Origin of the sequence: Chitinophaga sp. ARDCPP14 (assembly GCF_051362515.1) — a bacterium.
Lineage (GTDB): Bacteria > Bacteroidota > Bacteroidia > Chitinophagales > Chitinophagaceae > Chitinophaga.
This window is the reverse complement of the sequence record NZ_JBKIXB010000003.1, coordinates 338,021-354,707: the sequence shown is the minus strand read 5'-3', so window position 1 is coordinate 354,707 and position 16,687 is coordinate 338,021. Positions and strand designations below refer to the sequence as shown.

The following is a 16,687-nucleotide window of genomic DNA, read 5'->3' as shown; positions in this document are numbered from 1 at the left end:
ATAAAAGGGGCAGTTGCGCCAATTTGTTATTCCCATTTGAACGACCGGATCGATAACCCGGCAATAAGTATACCCCATACGATCAGGCCCGCGAGTTGCAGCGGTATCTGCCAGATATGCAAACCTTCAAAGGCAATTTTGCGTAACCCGTCTACAAAAAAAGTTAGTGGCAGCAATTCACAAAAAGTGCGCAACCACACCGGGTAATTATCTATCGGGAAAAATAATCCGCAAAGTAATATCTGTGGCACGGTAAGCGTATTAGCCACCGGCGCAATGGAGCTTTCATTGCGGATAATGCCGCTGATAATAAAACCGATGCCCATAAAAATCACCAATCCAAAAACAGAGAGCAGCAGCATTTCCATAAAGGTGAGGAGCCCGTTTACCAACGTAAACTGGAATGCAAAGTATCCCAGCGCAGTAATGATAATAAAGCAGATGACCTGGAATAATAAGCGGCTGAGCATTTCACCCAACAAGATGGCCGCGCGGCTCACCGGCGTTACGTATATGCGTTTCAGTACCAGCGTATGCCGGAGGTTAAACAGGAGGAACGCAGAGCTGAATACGCCTGCCATGAGTAAAGAAAAGCCCAGTTGCCCCGGTAAAATAAAATCTATCTGGCGGTATACCCGTCCGGGTATATTCACCACCTGTATGGATGCCGGCGCCGGCTGATCCGGCAGGATGCGTTGGTTTACTTTGCTGGCCGCTTCCTGCAGCGCTGCCTGGATCAGCGGCATTTTATCCGCTACAGCGCTGCTTCCCAGCAGATCCGTCCGGAATTGCGGCAGGCCGTTTACCACGGTGGGCGCATGAAGATAAAGCACGGCGGCGATCCTTCCTTTTTTCAGATCCGACAGCATCGCAGCAGAATCGCTGCCATAAGAAAGGTCGAAGATAGGGATGGCTTTAATGGCCGCATACATCGGGTTGGCGCTGTCGCTGTGCGGTGATAGCCGGACCTTTACTTTTACGGCGGTGTTGTCTACCATGGCGCCAAAAACCGTAACGAAAATAACGGGGAACAGGAGGGCAAATACAACGGAAGTAGGGCTTCGGAGCGTAGCAATAAGACTGGCTTTTGCCATCACCAATGCTGCTTTAAACTGACTGTACTTCTTTGCCATAAGCGGGTTGTTACCAGATAAAAGGAAGTAATGCTTTCCGGTTGGCCGGGTATTCCGGGAATTGTTGCTGATACCAGCGGTGGTTGGCCATTGCACGGGGCACCAGGTTGGCGCAGGTCCAGATAAAAAAGGCCAGCGCCGGCAGGCTCCAGGTAAGCAGTGCAAAGCCTCCCCATTCAATAATTTCCCCCGCCAGGTTAGGAGAGGAGATGTATTTGAAAAGCCCCGCCTGTGGTATCTTATAACCGGTTTCATTTCTTTTCCTCAGGTGTATCAGCTGGTAATCCGACCACCAGTTGATGAACATACCCGCCAGGAACAACAACAGGCCGGTGATAAACGACGGTGTAAAAAATGTATGATCGGGATAGTGGTCAAAAGCGGTAAACCAGATGCCCAGCAGGGAACCATTCACGGTATTAAATAGCATGGCCGACAACATAATCACCACCGGCATTTTTTTGCCTTTGGTACGTATCATAAACGGATATACGAAACTGCGGTGTACATAATGCAGCAGGAAAAGCAACACCATAACGCCGGCGGGGGAACGCCATGGAAAAGTACGGAGCGGGATCCATATAAGGAAGGTAACCAATACGGTGGCTTCCATCAGCAGCCAGGCCAGTTTGTTCGAGATCATAGGCCCCCATTTATCGCTGCTGTAGCGACCGTAAGGCGCCTCCCTGCGTAACAGGTAAATGCCCGCGCCAATACCGGTAAGCGCCCAGCAACAAACAAAAACAACATAACCTGGTGATGGTAAATAGTCAATCATTTGATAGCGCCTGTTTGTTTGAACCAATCAATGGTATCCCGAAGGGTTTCCGTAAAGGGCCGCGGCCTGAAATTGAGTTCGGCGGCGGCTTTTGAATGATCAATTTTTTTGCTGCTGTAAATCAGGTTGTACACCGACTGCCGCGTATAAAACGGCGGTCCGCCGCTGATCACTGCCAGCATTCTCACAAATGGCAGCATGCTGAATACAAGCCATAAAGGTACTACCCGCAGCGTTACCGGCCGTGCTTTTATCCGGCCAACTTCCCTGTTCAGGCTCACAAGTGATACCCATTCGCCGCTCAGAAGGTATACAGCGCCGGCGGTTCCCCGCGTTAATGCGCTTGCAATGGCCCCGGCCACATCCCTTACATCAACGAAATCAACACCACCGGGAAAAAGAGCCGGTATTTTTCCTTTATACATATTAATGATGGCTTTACCTATCAGCGATGGTTGCCGGTCGAACGGCCCCATTACGGCTGTTGGCGCCAGCACCACCACTTCCATGCCGCTGCCGTTATATTCCAGCACAATGGCCTGCGATACCGCTTTGGAATAGTCGTAACCGTGCCGCGTGGTATTTACCACGCTGCGGCTTTCATTCATCGGTTCATCATAGGGCGCCTGGTTGTAAGCAGTAACGGAACTGAGGTGAATGAATCTTTTAACGCCGGCTTGTTGTGCGGCGGCGGCCAGCAGCCGCGTGCCCTCCGTATTGATGTGAAAAAGGTTTTTATCGGGCCGGTCATCTACCGAAATGACTGCCGCCAGGTGTATCACAGCATCCGCACCTGCTACGAGCTGGCGGATAGCCGCTTCGGCTAACAGCTCCCCCTGTACGAAAGTTATGCCCTCCGGGGTGGTTTCCGGCAACGGTTTCCGGGTAAGCAACCGCAGGGTATGCCCTTCGGATAAAAGCAGCGGCACCAGCACACTGCCTATATAGCCGGAAGCTCCGGTCATCGCAATTTTCATCTTTAAATATAAAATAAAATTAACCCGTATAAGATAACGCTTATAGGTAGCATTGGTTGTCTTTTTTAATATTTGTATATATTTGTTTCAGCGGATCACAGTACTGAGCACCTATAGCCGCACACATCCATGAAATCAAAAAGTTACAAACCACATCCGGCCCTGAGGGATCTCGTGAGTTATTTTGGCATCTACGAAATAGATTTTAGCCAAAACAAGGCGCTGTCAAACATTTACAGGTTTGTGCCCGCCTATCAGCGGTTTATTATTTTTTACCTGGAAGATCCTATCAAAGTATTGAAGGCCGGTCACAGCGACTATGTAACCAAAACCATTTGTGTAACCATCGGGCCGCAGGAGCAGCCGGTAACCCTGGATATGGGACGCCGCCACCTGGCGCTGTGCATAGGCTTTCAACCCGGTGGCCTGCACCGCCTGCTGAGGATTCCCATGTCTGAAATATATGACCAGGATTTTGACACCCGCCTGTTGATGGGTAATGAAATTGATGAAATCACCGAACGGTTGAAAGAAGCCGACGATTGGGGGCACATGATAAGTATCGTTGAGTTTTATCTGCTTAAAAAAATATCCCAGGTAAAGCCAATCCTGCCGTTGGACAAAGCAATGGCTGCCCTGGTGAGCACCGGCGGTAACGGAACGATAGAAGCCCTGGCGTCGCTTGCCTGCCTCAGCCTGCGGCAGTTTGAACGGAAATGTACCGAACGGCTGGGCATGCCGCCCAAGCAATATGCCCGGCTTATCCGCTTCTGTAAAGCCTATCAACTGAAAGAACTGTTTCCCGAGAAAACCTGGACCGAAATTGCTTACAAAAGTGGTTATTATGACCAGATGCACTTTATCCGCGACTTCAAAAAATTTGCGGGCATAACCCCTTCCTTTATGCATGAACAGGAACTCACCAACACCATACGGCTCCATAAAATAATGGAATAAAGCAAAAGATGTCGCTTTTGTACTATGTCCCTGCCATTAAGCACGATAATTTCGCTCCATCAACGTACGACCTTTCTCCATAGGAGTAGCATCCCCATACCGGAATAGAACGCCATTCTAAAATCGGGTAAAATGTCATCCAGCGTTGGTTACCCCAAAAAATCAATATCATGTTTACCTATAGGCGGGCTATTTACATAGCCGGCTCTGTAAATAAATATGATCTCCTCCACCAGCCCCTCTCTCCATCATTTTTTGAAAAAATTCTCCGCAGGATTGATTACAATTGTAAAAATTGACGGAGCACTATGCGGTTAAAATTTTATTCCACGTTACTACTGGCTACCTGTTGCTACCTCGGTGCAGGTGCGGTTACAAAAGATACCCTTCCGCCCACAGTGGCTAAAGATGCCCGGCTGAAGCTGGTTTCAAAACAATTCGACTTTACAGAAGGCCCTGCGGCCGATAAAAAAGGGAATATCTATTTTACAGATCAGCCCAACAATAAGATCTGGAAATATGATACCAAAGGGAAGCTGTCTGTTTTCCTGAAGGAAGCAGGCCGGGCCAACGGGATGTATTTTGATGGGAAAGGCAACCTGGTAGCGTGTGCAGATGAGCAATACGAGTTGTGGTCCATCTCTCCCAGTGGAAAAATAAAAGTGCTGGTAAATAATTTCGGCGGTCATAAGTTCAATGGTCCCAATGATGTTTGGGTGGCCCCTGGCGGTGGTATGTATTTCACGGATCCTTATTATCAGCGTGATTACTGGTTGCGCAGGAAACCCGATATGAAAGAAGAAAATGTTTACTACCTGGCGCCCGGCGCAAAAGAAGCGGTGGTAGCCGCGGCAGATATTAAGAAGCCTAATGGTATTATCGGTACGCCCGATGGAAAGCTGGTATACATAGCAGATATCGGCGGCGGCAAAGTTTACCGCTATAACGTACAGGCAGATGGCCGTTTAACCGGTCAATACCTCCTGGCGGAGAAAACAACGGATGGCATTGCACTCGATGAACAAGGCAACCTTTATCTCTGTGGAAACGGCGTTACCGTCGTTAACAAAAACGGTCAACAGATCGGGCAGATCCACGTGCCGGCAGAATGGACCGCCAACGCCTGTTTTGGCGGGAAAGATAACAACATCCTGTTCATCACCGCCGGTAAAGGCATTTATACGATCCGTATGAACGTAAAAGGCGCTGAATAACACCCGGAAGTTGTAATATTGCGGTCAGAAAAAATTATAATTATGTCAGTTGCGATGGATATCATGCGTGCCCTGGATCCTGCGGGATTGGAAAGGTTTAAGATCAACCTGGATACACCCGCACAATCGGAGAAGATAGGAGAGGTGTGGACGCTGAAAGTAGTGCCGTTTGAACAAACTGAATCTGCCCGGAAAGCCTTTAACCAGCAGTTTGATAATAACAGGACCGCCAAATCATGGGTAGTGGAAAATAAGGCGGAAGCCATTGCAGTAGTGCAGGAATTATACGGGCAATATGCAGATAAACTGCCGCAGCCCTTTGATGAAACGCAGTTGCACATCGGTCATTATCCTCCCACCGGCCGTTACTCGATCCTCATTCATGTCAAAGATATCTGGGAATAACGCGGATTTTGTCTTGGCTCAGGATTACGCTGATTATACTGATTAGCCGGATTTTTACTGCTGGATTTTTTTTGATTTAATAATTAAGGGAGATAAAAGCGGATTATCGCAATTTTTACGGATGCTTATGGAAAATGTGTGGTGCTGCATCTGACAAGCATGATACGGTTCAAAGCATGGAGCGTTTTGCTGTTGGCAGCACTTTTATTTGCCGCCTGTAAAGAAAAAAATACCACTACACATTCAATACCATCATTGCTGCCTGCTCCGCAGGAGCTTGTAATGGCGCCTGATGAAGCACGGCTGCACGAAAAGGCAAAAGCGTTGCAACAGTATGCCGTGAAACATGGTTATAATACCCGTTACGCTTTCCTGGTAGATTTTAGCGTGTTTTCCGGTGGCAAAAGATTTATCTGTTACGATCTGCTGCATCATAAAATAAAAAGCAGCGGCCTGGTGGCGCATGGCCAGGGACCGGATTTCAGAGCGGAAAAGGTGGTGTTTTCCAATGTACCCGGCAGCCGCTGTTCTTCACTTGGGAAATATCGTATAGGCGGCAAGTATAGTGGCCGGTTTGGCACAGCGTATAAATTATATGGGCTGGATAGCAGCAACAGTCGTGCGTTCGACCGGTTTGTAGTATTGCACAGCCACGCCTGTGTGCCCGCAGCTGCACAGGATCAGGGTATTTGCCGCAGCGATGGCTGTCCTACATTGAACCCTGCTTATTTCACTTCGCTGCAACCTTATATAGATACCTCTTCCCGGCCGGTGCTGTTATGGATTTACCAGTGACGCGCCTTGCCATATCCTTCTGAAATAAATTTATTGCAGCTTATGCAGCGGCAGGTTTAACCGCATAATAAGATCCGTTTGCATCTCAGTCCCCAGCTGAAACGGATGCGTGGTAAAATCGGTAAAGCCGTTTTTACGGTAAAACTCAATGGCTTTGGTATTGTGCTCCCATACACCCAGCCACAGGAAAGGAGCGCGGGCTTCCATGGCAAGGGTCATAGCCTGGTTGAACAGCTGCTGACCCACTTTTTTCCCCTGGTGCGACTTTAAAACGTATATGCGTTCCAGTTCTACCGCCCGGCTGTTGTACAACTCAGATTGTGCAGATCTGAAGTTCACTTTCATATACCCGATCGGCTGATTTTTGAGCATGGCGAAATAAAATTCCGAATCCGGCTCACTCAGCTCTGCAGATAATTTGGCAATACTGAAATTCTCCTGCAGGTATTGTTTCATGTTTTCCGGTGTATTGTCGGCTGCAAAGCTCTCCTGGAAGGTTTCCCGGGCTATCTGCTGTAACAGTTCCACTTCAGCTGTAATAGCCGGCACGATAAGTATGTCGTTCATTTTCTATGGGTTATATAATAATAGGATCTATTTTTACTTAAATTCGGGTTTATGCCAGGTCTCAAAAAAATTATACTTACAGTACTGGCGCTCACCATTGTAACGGGTACCTTACTGGCGGCGTCTTATATTTTCACGGGCAAACATCTCTCCAAAAAATTAACAGCTACATTTCCGGCTGTCCGGGAAGGGGATATCATTTTCCAGGTATCCCAGTCAGATCTGAGCACAGCTATTCAACAGGCAACACATTCCAAATATAGTCATTGCGGAATAATTTTTAAGAGAGATGATCAGTGGTTTGTATATGAGGCCTTACAACCAGTAAGATATACTCCGCTGATGCAATGGATTAACAGGGGAAAGGGCCGGCATTTTGTAATAAAACGGCTGAAAGATGCTGGTACCGTGCTCACACCGGAAGTGGTGGCTAAAATGAAGGTAGCAGGGGAGCAATACAATGGCAAGGACTACGACTTCTATTTTGGCTGGTCCGATGAACGGATCTATTGTTCCGAACTGGTCTGGAAAATTTATAAAGAAGGAACCGGCCTCGAAGTAGGCAAGCTGCAGCAGCTGAAAGATTTTGACCTGGGCAGTGCGGCGGTAAAGCAGCAAATGAAAGAGATCTACGGAAACAATATCCCGTTGTCGGAGAAAATTATTTCGCCGGTAAGCATGTTTGAATCCCCATTGCTCGTGACCGTGGCAGAATAAAGGAAACGCCTGATGAAACATCGTTCCATCAGGCGTTGTACTTAATTTGTTACCTGTTCTTTTTCCAGGAATGCAGGTAAAGAGGTACCAAGAATATAAGTCCAGCCTTCATTAAAGTTGCTGGCGGCAAAGGCAGGATCATTCGCTGCTGCGAAGCTGTGAATGCCGGTATGCGTTAGCACCAGTTTGGTTTTCCCACCTTGGGGAAACAGCTCCCACGTTACTTCCGATTCGCCGGGTTCGCCTTTGTACTTCCAGGTGTAACTGAGTTTTTTACCCGGTATCACGTCTGTGATTTTACAAAGATGAACATATTGTTTGTTATCTTTTTCTACTGTGAAGCTGAACTCAAATCCCTTTTCCGGCTTAAAAGCCGCGAGATCAAAATACCATTGCTTCATTTTGTCTTTGTCTGTAATAGCTTCCCATACTGCATTAACGGGGGCGTCCAGGGTACGTTCGAATACCAGTGGTTTGTTACTCATGGTGAATTTTTTTATTGATGAACGATTGACATGACTATTGTTTTTTCCTGCGGGGCTTAGGTGATTTGGCCAGGTAGTTTTCCAATGCATCCAGTTTCTGTGTCCAGAATTCATGGTACTGGGCTGTCCAGTCGGCCACGGTTTTTAACTGCCTGAGATCTGCGCTGCAAAAGCGCTCGCGGCCTTCCTGCCGGATGGTGACCAGCCCGCATTCCGTTAGTATCCGGATATGTTTGGAAATCGCCGGCCTGCTGATATCGAAGTTGTCAGCAATGGCGTTGAGGTTCAGGGAACTGTTGGCCAGTAACCCGATGATCTGCCGCCGGGTAGGATCTGCTATTGCCTGAAATACATCTCTTCTCACGGTAATTGTTTTTAAGTTATGTAACCTTTCGGTTACAAATATAAGTAACCATTTGGTTACGCAAAAATTTATTTCCGGGAAAAGTGTTTCAGGAAAAATGTTTTATTCTCAGGTGAAGGTGTTATTTTACAAGTTTGAAAGTTTTTATATCATGATGAGAATATTATCTGTCGCCCTTTGCTTCCTGGTACTCACCGCTGCCGGCGCGGCAGCGCAAAAGAAAAAGCTGGATATCGTGTTTATCGGCAACAGCATTACACAAGGCGGCGGCTTGCAACACCCGTTGCAGGAAGCGCCCCCGGTAAAGGCCTGGGAATGGCTGAAACATGCGATGCCGGACCGGGAGATCCAATACAGCAACCAGGGCGTAAGCGGTTCTACTACGGTCGACTTCCTACCAGCTACCGGTCGTTTATTCAATAACGTGGTAGCCGCGGCAGATGCATTTAAAAACGATCAGCACGCGATCCTCCTGTTCTCTATGGTGCTAGGTACCAACGACAGCGCCATAGAAGGCCCCAACGGGTCACCGGTGTCGCCGGAGCAGTACCGGTTAAATGTAAAAGCCATACTGGACCAGCTGTTCACCAACTATCCCGGCTGTATCATCATTTTGCATCATCCCACCTGGTATAGTGCCAACACACAAAACAGTTCCCGTTACCTCGCAGAAGGACAGGCCCGTTTGCAGTCTTATTTCCCGGTGCTGGACGCTATTGTTGCCAGCTACCGCACCAGCCATCCACACCAGGTATTCACCGGTTATCGCGACGGGTTTAACTATTTTAAGAAGCACCCGGAACTGTTTATCCAGGAGCAGGGAAAAGCAGGCGTTTTCCAGCTGCATCCCAATGCAAAAGGCGCGGAAGTGCTGGGAACCTTCTGGGCACAGGCTATTAAGAAAGTAGTGAGCAGTTTAAAGTAATCACATATAGCATGAAAGGGGTCATCACACTCATCTGCACATTGCTGCTGCCCGATTTTCCTTCTGCCTCCGCAGTGGAATTTCATGACGGCAGGTTGTATCTCATAGGAGATGATGCCACCTGTATCCAGGTGCTGGATAAGGAGTACCAGGTCGTTAAAAGTATTCCCATTCCCGGCATCAGCGGCAAGCGCATTGCAAAAGCGGAAAAGGCCGACTATGAAGCTTCCGCACTGATTAACCTGCATGGTAAAACCTACCTCATGGCCTCCGGCTCCCTGGCAACGGAAAAGCGCCGTCAGCTGATGCTGCTGCCGCTGCCGGATGACGACTCCGCTGCTATGCAGTTTATTCCCTATCCGCCGGATTTTACCACGCAACTGCTCAACAGCGGGATCAATGAACTGAATATAGAAGGGGCCGCCGTGGTAAACAATATGTTGCTGCTGAGTAACCGCGGTAACGACACCTGGCCGCAGAACCAGCTGGTGCTAACGGTCCCCGGCTTCTGGGAACAGGCATCACCGGCGGTTAACGTAGTACCGTTTACGTTACTAACGCCAACGCCTGTATTTACCGGCATATCGGAACTTTGTTACGTGGCGGAAAAGGACCTGTTACTGTGTACCTTTTCTTCCGAAGCCACTGCCAATGCTTACGACGATGGCGCCATCGGCGACAGCTATATTGGCTGGATCAGTAATATCTCCCGGAAATTATCACAAACTACCCTTACGCCGGATGGCATGCTCAATTTAACAGCAGCAGATCCCGCTTTCAAAGGAGAGAAGATAGAAGGTATTTGCCTGGAAAGCATACAGGATAACATCCTCACGCTTCACCTGGTATCCGATAATGATGCCGGCGCCAGCCGGTTGTTTAAAGTAAGTTTTACCATTACTGCAAACTAAATAATCTTACCACTATGGATATACAATTTGATGAACGGACACTTTATGTGAAATATGATGAAGATATTGATAACACTATCTTCTGGGATGATGTAACCTATATTGCCGGATACAAAGTATATGCGTACCCGGGAGAAGCAGCCTTCCTGGTGTTTAAAACAATGGAGGGCGAAACCCTGGAAGTGTCCGATGAAATGAGCGGCTGGCTGGAACTGCTGGGCGGCTTACATACCATCTTTAAATTGCCCGCAGGCTGGGAAGAACAGCTGGCAGACAGTGAACCGGATGGAGACGATATCGTGTTTTATACAAAATAGACAGCAAAGGCCCGTACTTAGACAGTACAGGCCTTTGCCGCAATTATTCTGCCTGCAGGCTGTTCACTGGATTGGCCAGCGCTGCTTTTACCGCCTGGAAACTAACCGTGATCAAGGCAATCAGCAAGGCGCCTCCGCCGGCGACGATAAATACCCACGCATTCAGCGGCACGCGATAAGCGAAGTGCTGTAACCAGCTGCTCATGGCCCACCACGCCACCGGAAATGCAATAACGGCGGCCATTACCACCAATGCCAGGAAATCTTTCGACAACAGTTTTACAATGCCCGTTACGCTGGCCCCCAACACTTTCCGGATACCAATTTCTTTGGTCCGCTGCGCAGCCGTGAAAGAAGCAAGGCCAAATAGCCCAAGACATGCAATGGCAATAGCAAACAAAGCAAAGACCATAAACAGTGATCCCAGTCGTTGTTCCGCCAGGTATTGCCGGTTAAATGCTTCATCCTGGAAAAAGTAATTGAAAGAAAGCGAAGGAACCACCGACTGCCACGTCTTTTCCAGTCTCCCTACAGTAGCAGCCGCATTACGGGTATTCATCTTCACACTGATATAATTCAGCCAGTAAGGATCATAAAAAATGGCCAGCGGCGTTACCCCGCGTTGAAGCGAAGTAAAATGAAAATCTTTATATACGCCGCATACAGTACCCCATCCGTAATCAAATTCATGCCCCAGTGCATCTTCGGGTTTCTTCCAGCCAAAGAAGGGGAGGGCCGCTTCATTGATCATGATATCGCCGCTTTTCTGGCTGGTGTCCGGCGTCATGTTAACTAACCTGCCTGCCAGCAACCGGATATTATATGTACGGAAAAATTCATTGTCGGCCGACAGCAGCCTGGTGTCGGTTTGCTTTGTCTGGTCGCCTTTCAGCCGGAAAAGGTTATTGCCAAACTCCTGGCCGGGCACATTACCGGAGGCGCTTACTGAAATCACGTCTGCCTGTCCCCGGAATTTTTCGAGGAGCGTTTTAATATTGGCAGTGGCATCTTTCCCGGTAACGGGAATCACCAGTACCTGCGACTGGTCAATGCCCAGATCGAAGCTCTTCATAAATTGCAGCTGCCGGTGCACCACGATGGTGGCCACAATGAGCAGGATGGAAATAGCAAACTGGGTTACCACCAGCACATTGCGCAGCGAATGCGTTTTCTTTTGCGCACCATACCGTTGTATAATACGCATGGGGTTAAATCCTGAAAGTATAATAGCCGGATAGATGCCGGCCAGTATGCCGATGCCCACACTGATGCCAAGACCCGCGCCAATGAGCGATGGCCGGAACAACTGTGACACCGTAAAAGTTTTATCTGCAATATGATTGAAAGAAGGCAGCAGCACGACTATTAAAACAGCCGTAAGCACAAATGCCATTACGCTCATCATCAGCGCTTCAATCATAAACTGCAGCATCAGCTGGGAGCGGTTGGCGCCAATCACCTTTCTTACGCCCACTTCCTTAGCCCTGCTGCTGGCGGTGGCAGTAGCCAGGTTAATGAAATTGATGCCGGCGATCAGCAGGATGAATAACGCTACGAAAGACAATACCCGCACATATAATACATCGCTGTTTTTACTGAGCTCATACCGGAGGTTTGAATGCAGGTGAATAGTAGTAAGCGGCTGGATGAAATGCGTATATACCTGGTTGTTAGCCTTTATTTCATCGCCCACATACTGGTAGGCGATGTTCCTGATCTGCTTTTCAAAGGCTTCCCATTGCACGCCGGGTCTTAATTTAAAGAAGGTATGCGTCATGGTGCCGTGCCAGTTTTCCATGTTACGCCGGAACCATTGTTCGTTGCGGACACTTACCGTGGAAATAACAAAATCCGGCCGGAAATAAGTATTGGTGGGCACATTTTTTAGCACACCCGTTACCCGGTAGTTCTTTTCGTTGATGGTTAATATTTTATTGAGATAGGTACTGACATTATTTTCTTTCCCGAAATATTTTTCCGCTTTTTCCTCCGTGAGCATAATACCATCCGCATTGTTCATCGCGGTGCGGGCATCACCTGCCAGCAAAGGATAGGGGAGCACTTCCAGCAGGGTACTGTCGGCAAAGTAGATGCCTTTCTCATTGAATTTTTTCTGCGCACCGCTGTTGCTGCTCACCGCTGTATTGCTGCCGTATTCAAAGATCCTTGTGGCGGTTGTTACCTGCGGATATACCAGCAGTGCCTGTCGCAGGAAACCTGATGTTTGGGCAAAGGCAATCACATCATTGGTTTGGGTTTTTACTTCCATGCCGGCGCGGTACACCTGTTCGTGCCCCGGTATCCAGCGGTCGTAGCTGTATTCATCAGTTACATACAACGTAATAAAGAAACAACCGGTAAGCCCCAGCGTGAGACCGGTGAGGTTTAACAGGCCATGTGTGAGATGCTTGCGGAAATTCCGCCACGCGATTTTAAATTGGTTGCCGAACATAGAAGAATGTTGAGGCTATTTCCGCGCTAAGAAAATGCCAATCTTCTGGTTATTGGTTATCAACACGTAATGTAATAACAACTACCATTACGTTGTCCGTTTTTACGGGAGAAGTGTTCATTTCCGGACAGGCAATGTTTTCCCTTTTCCCCGGGTTAAATGAGTTAAATTGATAAGGGCAATCCGCAACACGATAAATTTATCTACCGCAAAATAACTGCAGGGATATTAGTCTATTGATTTGGTAGACTAAAAACTTGTTGTTACTTTTAACGCTGTAAACTGAAAATCTAATATCGCATCACCGGCCAATGAATGGTCCGCTGTTTTATAAACCGGCCCTGGTAAATCAACAGGTATCTGAAACGGTGCCTGTATGGCTGCAGGCATGGCAACAACCTGCACAGGGCCTCAAAAATCACCTATGGACTCTTTTTACTTTCGTTCTTTAAAAGAAAAATGGAGAAGCACACTTCTGCTGCTCACGTTATTAACTCCCTTATACCTGGCTGCACAGGAAAAGCGTACAGGCGTTACCGGTACCGTGCAAAATGAAAAGCACGAAGCGCTGCCGGGCGTATCTGTCACCGCCAAAAATGAAGCCTCAGGTGCTACGGTATCCACGCAAACCAATGCCGGCGGTACCTTTCGTTTTCCTGACCTGGTGGTTGGCGCCCCTTACAGCTTCCGGTTTACCTCTATCGGTTATGAGCCTGCGCAGCTGGGCAGCATTACTTTGCGGGAGAACCAGCCGGTGGCAGTTGTCCTGAAAGAATCCAGTTCCTCGCTTAACCAGGTGGTAGTAGTAGGATACGGCGTGCAACGCCGGAGGGAAATCACGGGCGCCGTAGCCTCTGTGCGGGCTGCCGATCTGAAGGACCAGCCGGTAACCAGCTTTGAACAGGCCATTGCCGGTAAAGTAGCAGGGGTACAGGTATTACAGAATACCGGCGCGCCGGGAGGCAGCATCAGCGTACGTATCCGCGGACTGAACTCCATCTCCGCAGGCATCGACCCGCTGTATGTGATCGATGGTATTCCATTGTCGAACGACCTGAAAAACTTACAGGGAGCTACGGACATGGTAAACATCACCGGGCAGGCATCTTTTCAAAAATCCCCTGATCCGCTCAGCACTTTAAACAGCGATGATATTGCGTCTATAGACATTCTCAAAGATGCCTCCTCCGCCGCCATTTACGGCTCCCGCGCTTCCAACGGCGTAGTGCTCATCACCACCAAAAAAGGAAAAACAAATGGTCCTCCTTCCTTTGGATACAGCATGTACGCCGGTTTTCAACAGGTGAGTAAAAAAATAAAGCTGATGGATGCCTATCAGTGGTCCAGGTTCAGCTTCGATGCCAAGAACAACGCTTACCTGGATTTTAAACCTTCCGGCAGCATCACGGATGATAACGCCACAAGGGGCGGTTCCAATTACCAGATCGCACCGGAAATACTGCCTTACCTCGCAGGTAACCCCGGCCTCACCAACACCGACTGGCAGGATGCCCTGTTCAGAACAGCGCCCATTCAAAACCATACCCTGTCGGCCTCCGGCGGCAACGATAAATTCCAGTATTACATTTCCGGCAACTACCTCGATCAGCAGGGGATCATCCTGGGCTCCGGCTATAAACGGTATGGACTGAGAGCCAATCTCACTGCGGAACTTACTTCCCGTTTAAAGATAGGCGTTACCGTTAACCCTACCTTTGATCATTATGACCTCATCAACAGCGAAGGCCCCTGGACCTTTGACGGTATCCTCAGCAACGCGCTCAAAGCCTCGCCGGTATTCCCCGTGTATAATCCCGATGGATCACTGGCCACCAACCGGCAGAACGTGTGGGCTTATGGCTACTCCGGTGGTGAAAACCCGGTAGCGCTGGCAACAAAGATCAAAGATAAACTGGATCACGTGCGTAACCTGGGCAGCGCCTGGGGAGAATATGAAATCATCAAAGGACTGAAGTTTAAAACCTTCTTCGGAACAGATATCAATCACTTTAGCAGGAATTATTTCCGGCCTTCCGTACTGGGAAGCTACCGGCCTATTCAACAGGCGGCGCCTACCATCCCCAAAGGATCGGCACAAACGGCGTTATCTGTAAACTGGCTCTGGGAAAATACATTGAACTACCAGTTCAATATCAACGGCAAACACCGGTTTGATGTGCTGGCAGGATATACTTCCCAGAAGAATACCACCAAAGCCAACGAAACCTATGGTACCGGCTTTCCTAACGACGCCGTACAAACGTTAAATGCCGCCACCATCACCAGCGGTACCTCCACGGAATCGCAGTGGTCGTTGCTTTCCTACCTGGGAAGGGTTAACTATAACTACGACGATAAATACTTTGTGTCGGCCAGCATCCGCAGCGACGGATCTTCCCGTTTCGGCGCCAACAACAAGTGGGGCTACTTCCCCGCAGTATCAGGCGGTTGGCTCATCAGCAACGAATCTTTCTTTAAAATAAAAGCCATCTCCGAACTGAAGGCCAGGGTAAGCTATGGTACTTCCGGTAACTTCCAGATTGCCAACTACGCAGCATACGATCTGCTGGCTTCCAACGGTTATGTATTAGGCAACGGAAGCGGCACCGCGGTAAATGGCGTGGGACTGGCGCAACCAGCCAACCCCGACCTCACCTGGGAAAAAACGGTGCAGCTCAACGCCGGCCTGGATATCGGTTTGCTTTCCAACAGAATTTACCTGAGCGCCGATTACTATCGCGCCACAACTTCCAACCTGCTGCTGGAAGTACCGGTACCACTGAGTTCCGGATTTGGTAAAGCGTTGAAGAACATTGGTAAGGTGCGCAACTCCGGTGTGGAATTCAGTCTCACTACCCGCAACTTCACCGGTGCTTTTACCTGGAACACCAGCTTTAATATTGCGGCAAATAAAAATGAAGTACTGCAACTCGGCGCTAATAATGCACCCATCATCTCCGACGGTGGTAACGGTACCATCTCACAGTTGTACATCACCAAAGTGGGTGCGCCCATTGGCAGTTTTTATGGTTATGTAAATGGCGGCGTATTCAAAAACCAGGCGGAAATAGACGCTTATCCGCATTATGCAAGCACCAAACCCGGCGATCGCAGGTTTGTTGACGTAACAGACGATAAGAAAATTGATGCGTCCGACAGAACAGATATTGGTAGCTACTTTCCGAAATTTATATGGGGACTCACCAACGAATTCCGCTATAAAGGTTTTGATCTCACCGTATCATTACAGGCTTCACAGGGTAATAAAGTGATGAACCTGCAACGTCGTTTCCTGTATAACAGTGAAGGAAATGCCAACCAGATGATCGAAGAAACCGGTTACTGGGAATCACCCACAGATCCCGGTGATGGCAATTCCATGCGGCCCAACAGGGTTACCACCGGCAACAGCACGCAGCCGAGTTCCTTCTTCGTGGAAGATGGTTCGTATGTGCGTTTACGTAATTTAACGATTGGTTATACGTTCAACCAGCGACTGTTTAATAATAAGATCCAGGGCCTGCGGGTGTACCTGTCGGGGCAAAACATTTATACCTGGACGGACTACACCGGTTATAACCCCGAAGTGAATGCACGGCCCGATGCGCCTTTGTCGCAAGGGGAGGACTACGGTACCTATCCGTTGCCCAGAACATTCACCGCAGGTATTAATCTTTCATTTTAAAAACA

16 protein-coding genes are annotated in these 16,687 nt (G+C 48.6%); 9 read left to right on the top strand and 7 right to left on the bottom strand.

What is annotated here, in order from left to right; translation table 11 throughout:
- Positions 1-26: 26 nt before the first annotated feature.
- Genes ACLHR0_RS10565 through ACLHR0_RS10555 form a run of 3 tightly spaced genes read right to left on the bottom strand, consistent with a single transcriptional unit; the run spans position 27 to position 2,888 of the window.
- Positions 27-1,133 carry an ABC transporter permease gene (locus ACLHR0_RS10565; protein WP_436486405.1) on the bottom strand — a complete coding sequence of 369 codons (1,107 nt, stop codon included), beginning with the start codon at positions 1,131-1,133 and terminating at the stop codon, positions 27-29.
- Between the two features lie 10 nt (positions 1,134-1,143).
- Positions 1,144-1,911 carry a DUF1295 domain-containing protein gene (locus ACLHR0_RS10560; RefSeq protein WP_436486403.1) on the bottom strand — a complete coding sequence of 256 codons (768 nt, stop codon included), beginning with the start codon at positions 1,909-1,911 and terminating at the stop codon, positions 1,144-1,146.
- Positions 1,908-2,888, bottom strand: coding sequence for an NAD-dependent epimerase/dehydratase family protein (locus ACLHR0_RS10555; protein WP_436486401.1), 981 nt, complete (start codon positions 2,886-2,888; stop codon positions 1,908-1,910). The genes ACLHR0_RS10560 and ACLHR0_RS10555 overlap by 4 nt, the downstream gene beginning before the upstream one ends.
- A gap of 129 nt (positions 2,889-3,017) precedes the next feature.
- Here ACLHR0_RS10555 and ACLHR0_RS10550 point away from each other — a divergent pair, with 129 nt between their 5' ends.
- The 4 genes from ACLHR0_RS10550 (at position 3,018) to ACLHR0_RS10535 (ending at position 6,259) form a co-directional block, all read left to right on the top strand.
- Positions 3,018-3,845 carry a helix-turn-helix domain-containing protein gene (locus tag ACLHR0_RS10550; protein ID WP_436486399.1) on the top strand — a complete coding sequence of 276 codons (828 nt, stop codon included), beginning with the start codon at positions 3,018-3,020 and terminating at the stop codon, positions 3,843-3,845.
- A 308-nt stretch (positions 3,846-4,153) separates the two neighbouring features.
- A complete protein-coding gene (locus ACLHR0_RS10545) occupies positions 4,154-5,059 on the top strand; it encodes an SMP-30/gluconolactonase/LRE family protein (protein WP_436486397.1) in 906 nt (301 codons plus the stop codon).
- 42 nt (positions 5,060-5,101) lie between these two features.
- Complete coding sequence (locus ACLHR0_RS10540) at positions 5,102-5,464, top strand: hypothetical protein (RefSeq protein ID WP_436486396.1); 363 nt, start codon at positions 5,102-5,104, stop codon at positions 5,462-5,464.
- A 159-nt stretch (positions 5,465-5,623) separates the two neighbouring features.
- Complete coding sequence (locus ACLHR0_RS10535; RefSeq protein ID WP_436486394.1) at positions 5,624-6,259, top strand: murein L,D-transpeptidase catalytic domain-containing protein; 636 nt, start codon at positions 5,624-5,626, stop codon at positions 6,257-6,259.
- Between the two features lie 30 nt (positions 6,260-6,289).
- Here the strand turns inward: ACLHR0_RS10535 and ACLHR0_RS10530 are convergent, their stop codons facing one another.
- On the bottom strand, positions 6,290-6,826 hold the full coding sequence (locus ACLHR0_RS10530) for a GNAT family N-acetyltransferase (protein ID WP_429048250.1): 537 nt from the start codon (positions 6,824-6,826) through the stop codon (positions 6,290-6,292).
- Between the two features lie 51 nt (positions 6,827-6,877).
- Between ACLHR0_RS10530 and ACLHR0_RS10525 the strand changes: the two genes are divergently transcribed.
- Entirely contained in the window at positions 6,878-7,543 is a 666-nt protein-coding gene (locus ACLHR0_RS10525) for a YiiX family permuted papain-like enzyme (RefSeq protein ID WP_436486391.1), read from the top strand.
- A gap of 41 nt (positions 7,544-7,584) precedes the next feature.
- Here the strand turns inward: ACLHR0_RS10525 and ACLHR0_RS10520 are convergent, their stop codons facing one another.
- On the bottom strand, positions 7,585-8,028 hold the full coding sequence (locus ACLHR0_RS10520) for an SRPBCC family protein (protein WP_429048248.1): 444 nt from the start codon (positions 8,026-8,028) through the stop codon (positions 7,585-7,587).
- 34 nt (positions 8,029-8,062) lie between these two features.
- Complete coding sequence (locus ACLHR0_RS10515; protein WP_436486389.1) at positions 8,063-8,392, bottom strand: ArsR/SmtB family transcription factor; 330 nt, start codon at positions 8,390-8,392, stop codon at positions 8,063-8,065.
- A gap of 151 nt (positions 8,393-8,543) precedes the next feature.
- Between ACLHR0_RS10515 and ACLHR0_RS10510 the strand changes: the two genes are divergently transcribed.
- From ACLHR0_RS10510 to ACLHR0_RS10500, 3 genes are read left to right on the top strand one after another with little or no spacing between them, the layout of a single operon-like run.
- Positions 8,544-9,317: a GDSL-type esterase/lipase family protein gene (locus ACLHR0_RS10510; RefSeq protein WP_429048245.1), complete on the top strand. Its 774-nt coding sequence runs from the start codon at positions 8,544-8,546 to the stop codon at positions 9,315-9,317.
- An 11-nt stretch (positions 9,318-9,328) separates the two neighbouring features.
- Positions 9,329-10,228, top strand: coding sequence for a DUF6929 family protein (locus ACLHR0_RS10505; RefSeq protein ID WP_436486386.1), 900 nt, complete (start codon positions 9,329-9,331; stop codon positions 10,226-10,228).
- Between the two features lie 14 nt (positions 10,229-10,242).
- A complete protein-coding gene (locus ACLHR0_RS10500) occupies positions 10,243-10,545 on the top strand; it encodes a hypothetical protein (RefSeq protein WP_370910820.1) in 303 nt (100 codons plus the stop codon).
- Between the two features lie 43 nt (positions 10,546-10,588).
- On the opposite strand, the gene ACLHR0_RS10495 is transcribed toward ACLHR0_RS10500, so the two are convergent.
- On the bottom strand, positions 10,589-12,997 hold the full coding sequence (locus ACLHR0_RS10495) for an FtsX-like permease family protein (protein ID WP_436486383.1): 2,409 nt from the start codon (positions 12,995-12,997) through the stop codon (positions 10,589-10,591).
- 424 nt (positions 12,998-13,421) lie between these two features.
- Here ACLHR0_RS10495 and ACLHR0_RS10490 point away from each other — a divergent pair, with 424 nt between their 5' ends.
- The gene (locus ACLHR0_RS10490; RefSeq protein WP_436486381.1) at positions 13,422-16,682 is read left to right on the top strand and encodes a SusC/RagA family TonB-linked outer membrane protein; all 3,261 of its coding nucleotides are present in this window, start codon (positions 13,422-13,424) and stop codon (positions 16,680-16,682) included.
- Positions 16,683-16,687: the final 5 nt, after the last annotated feature.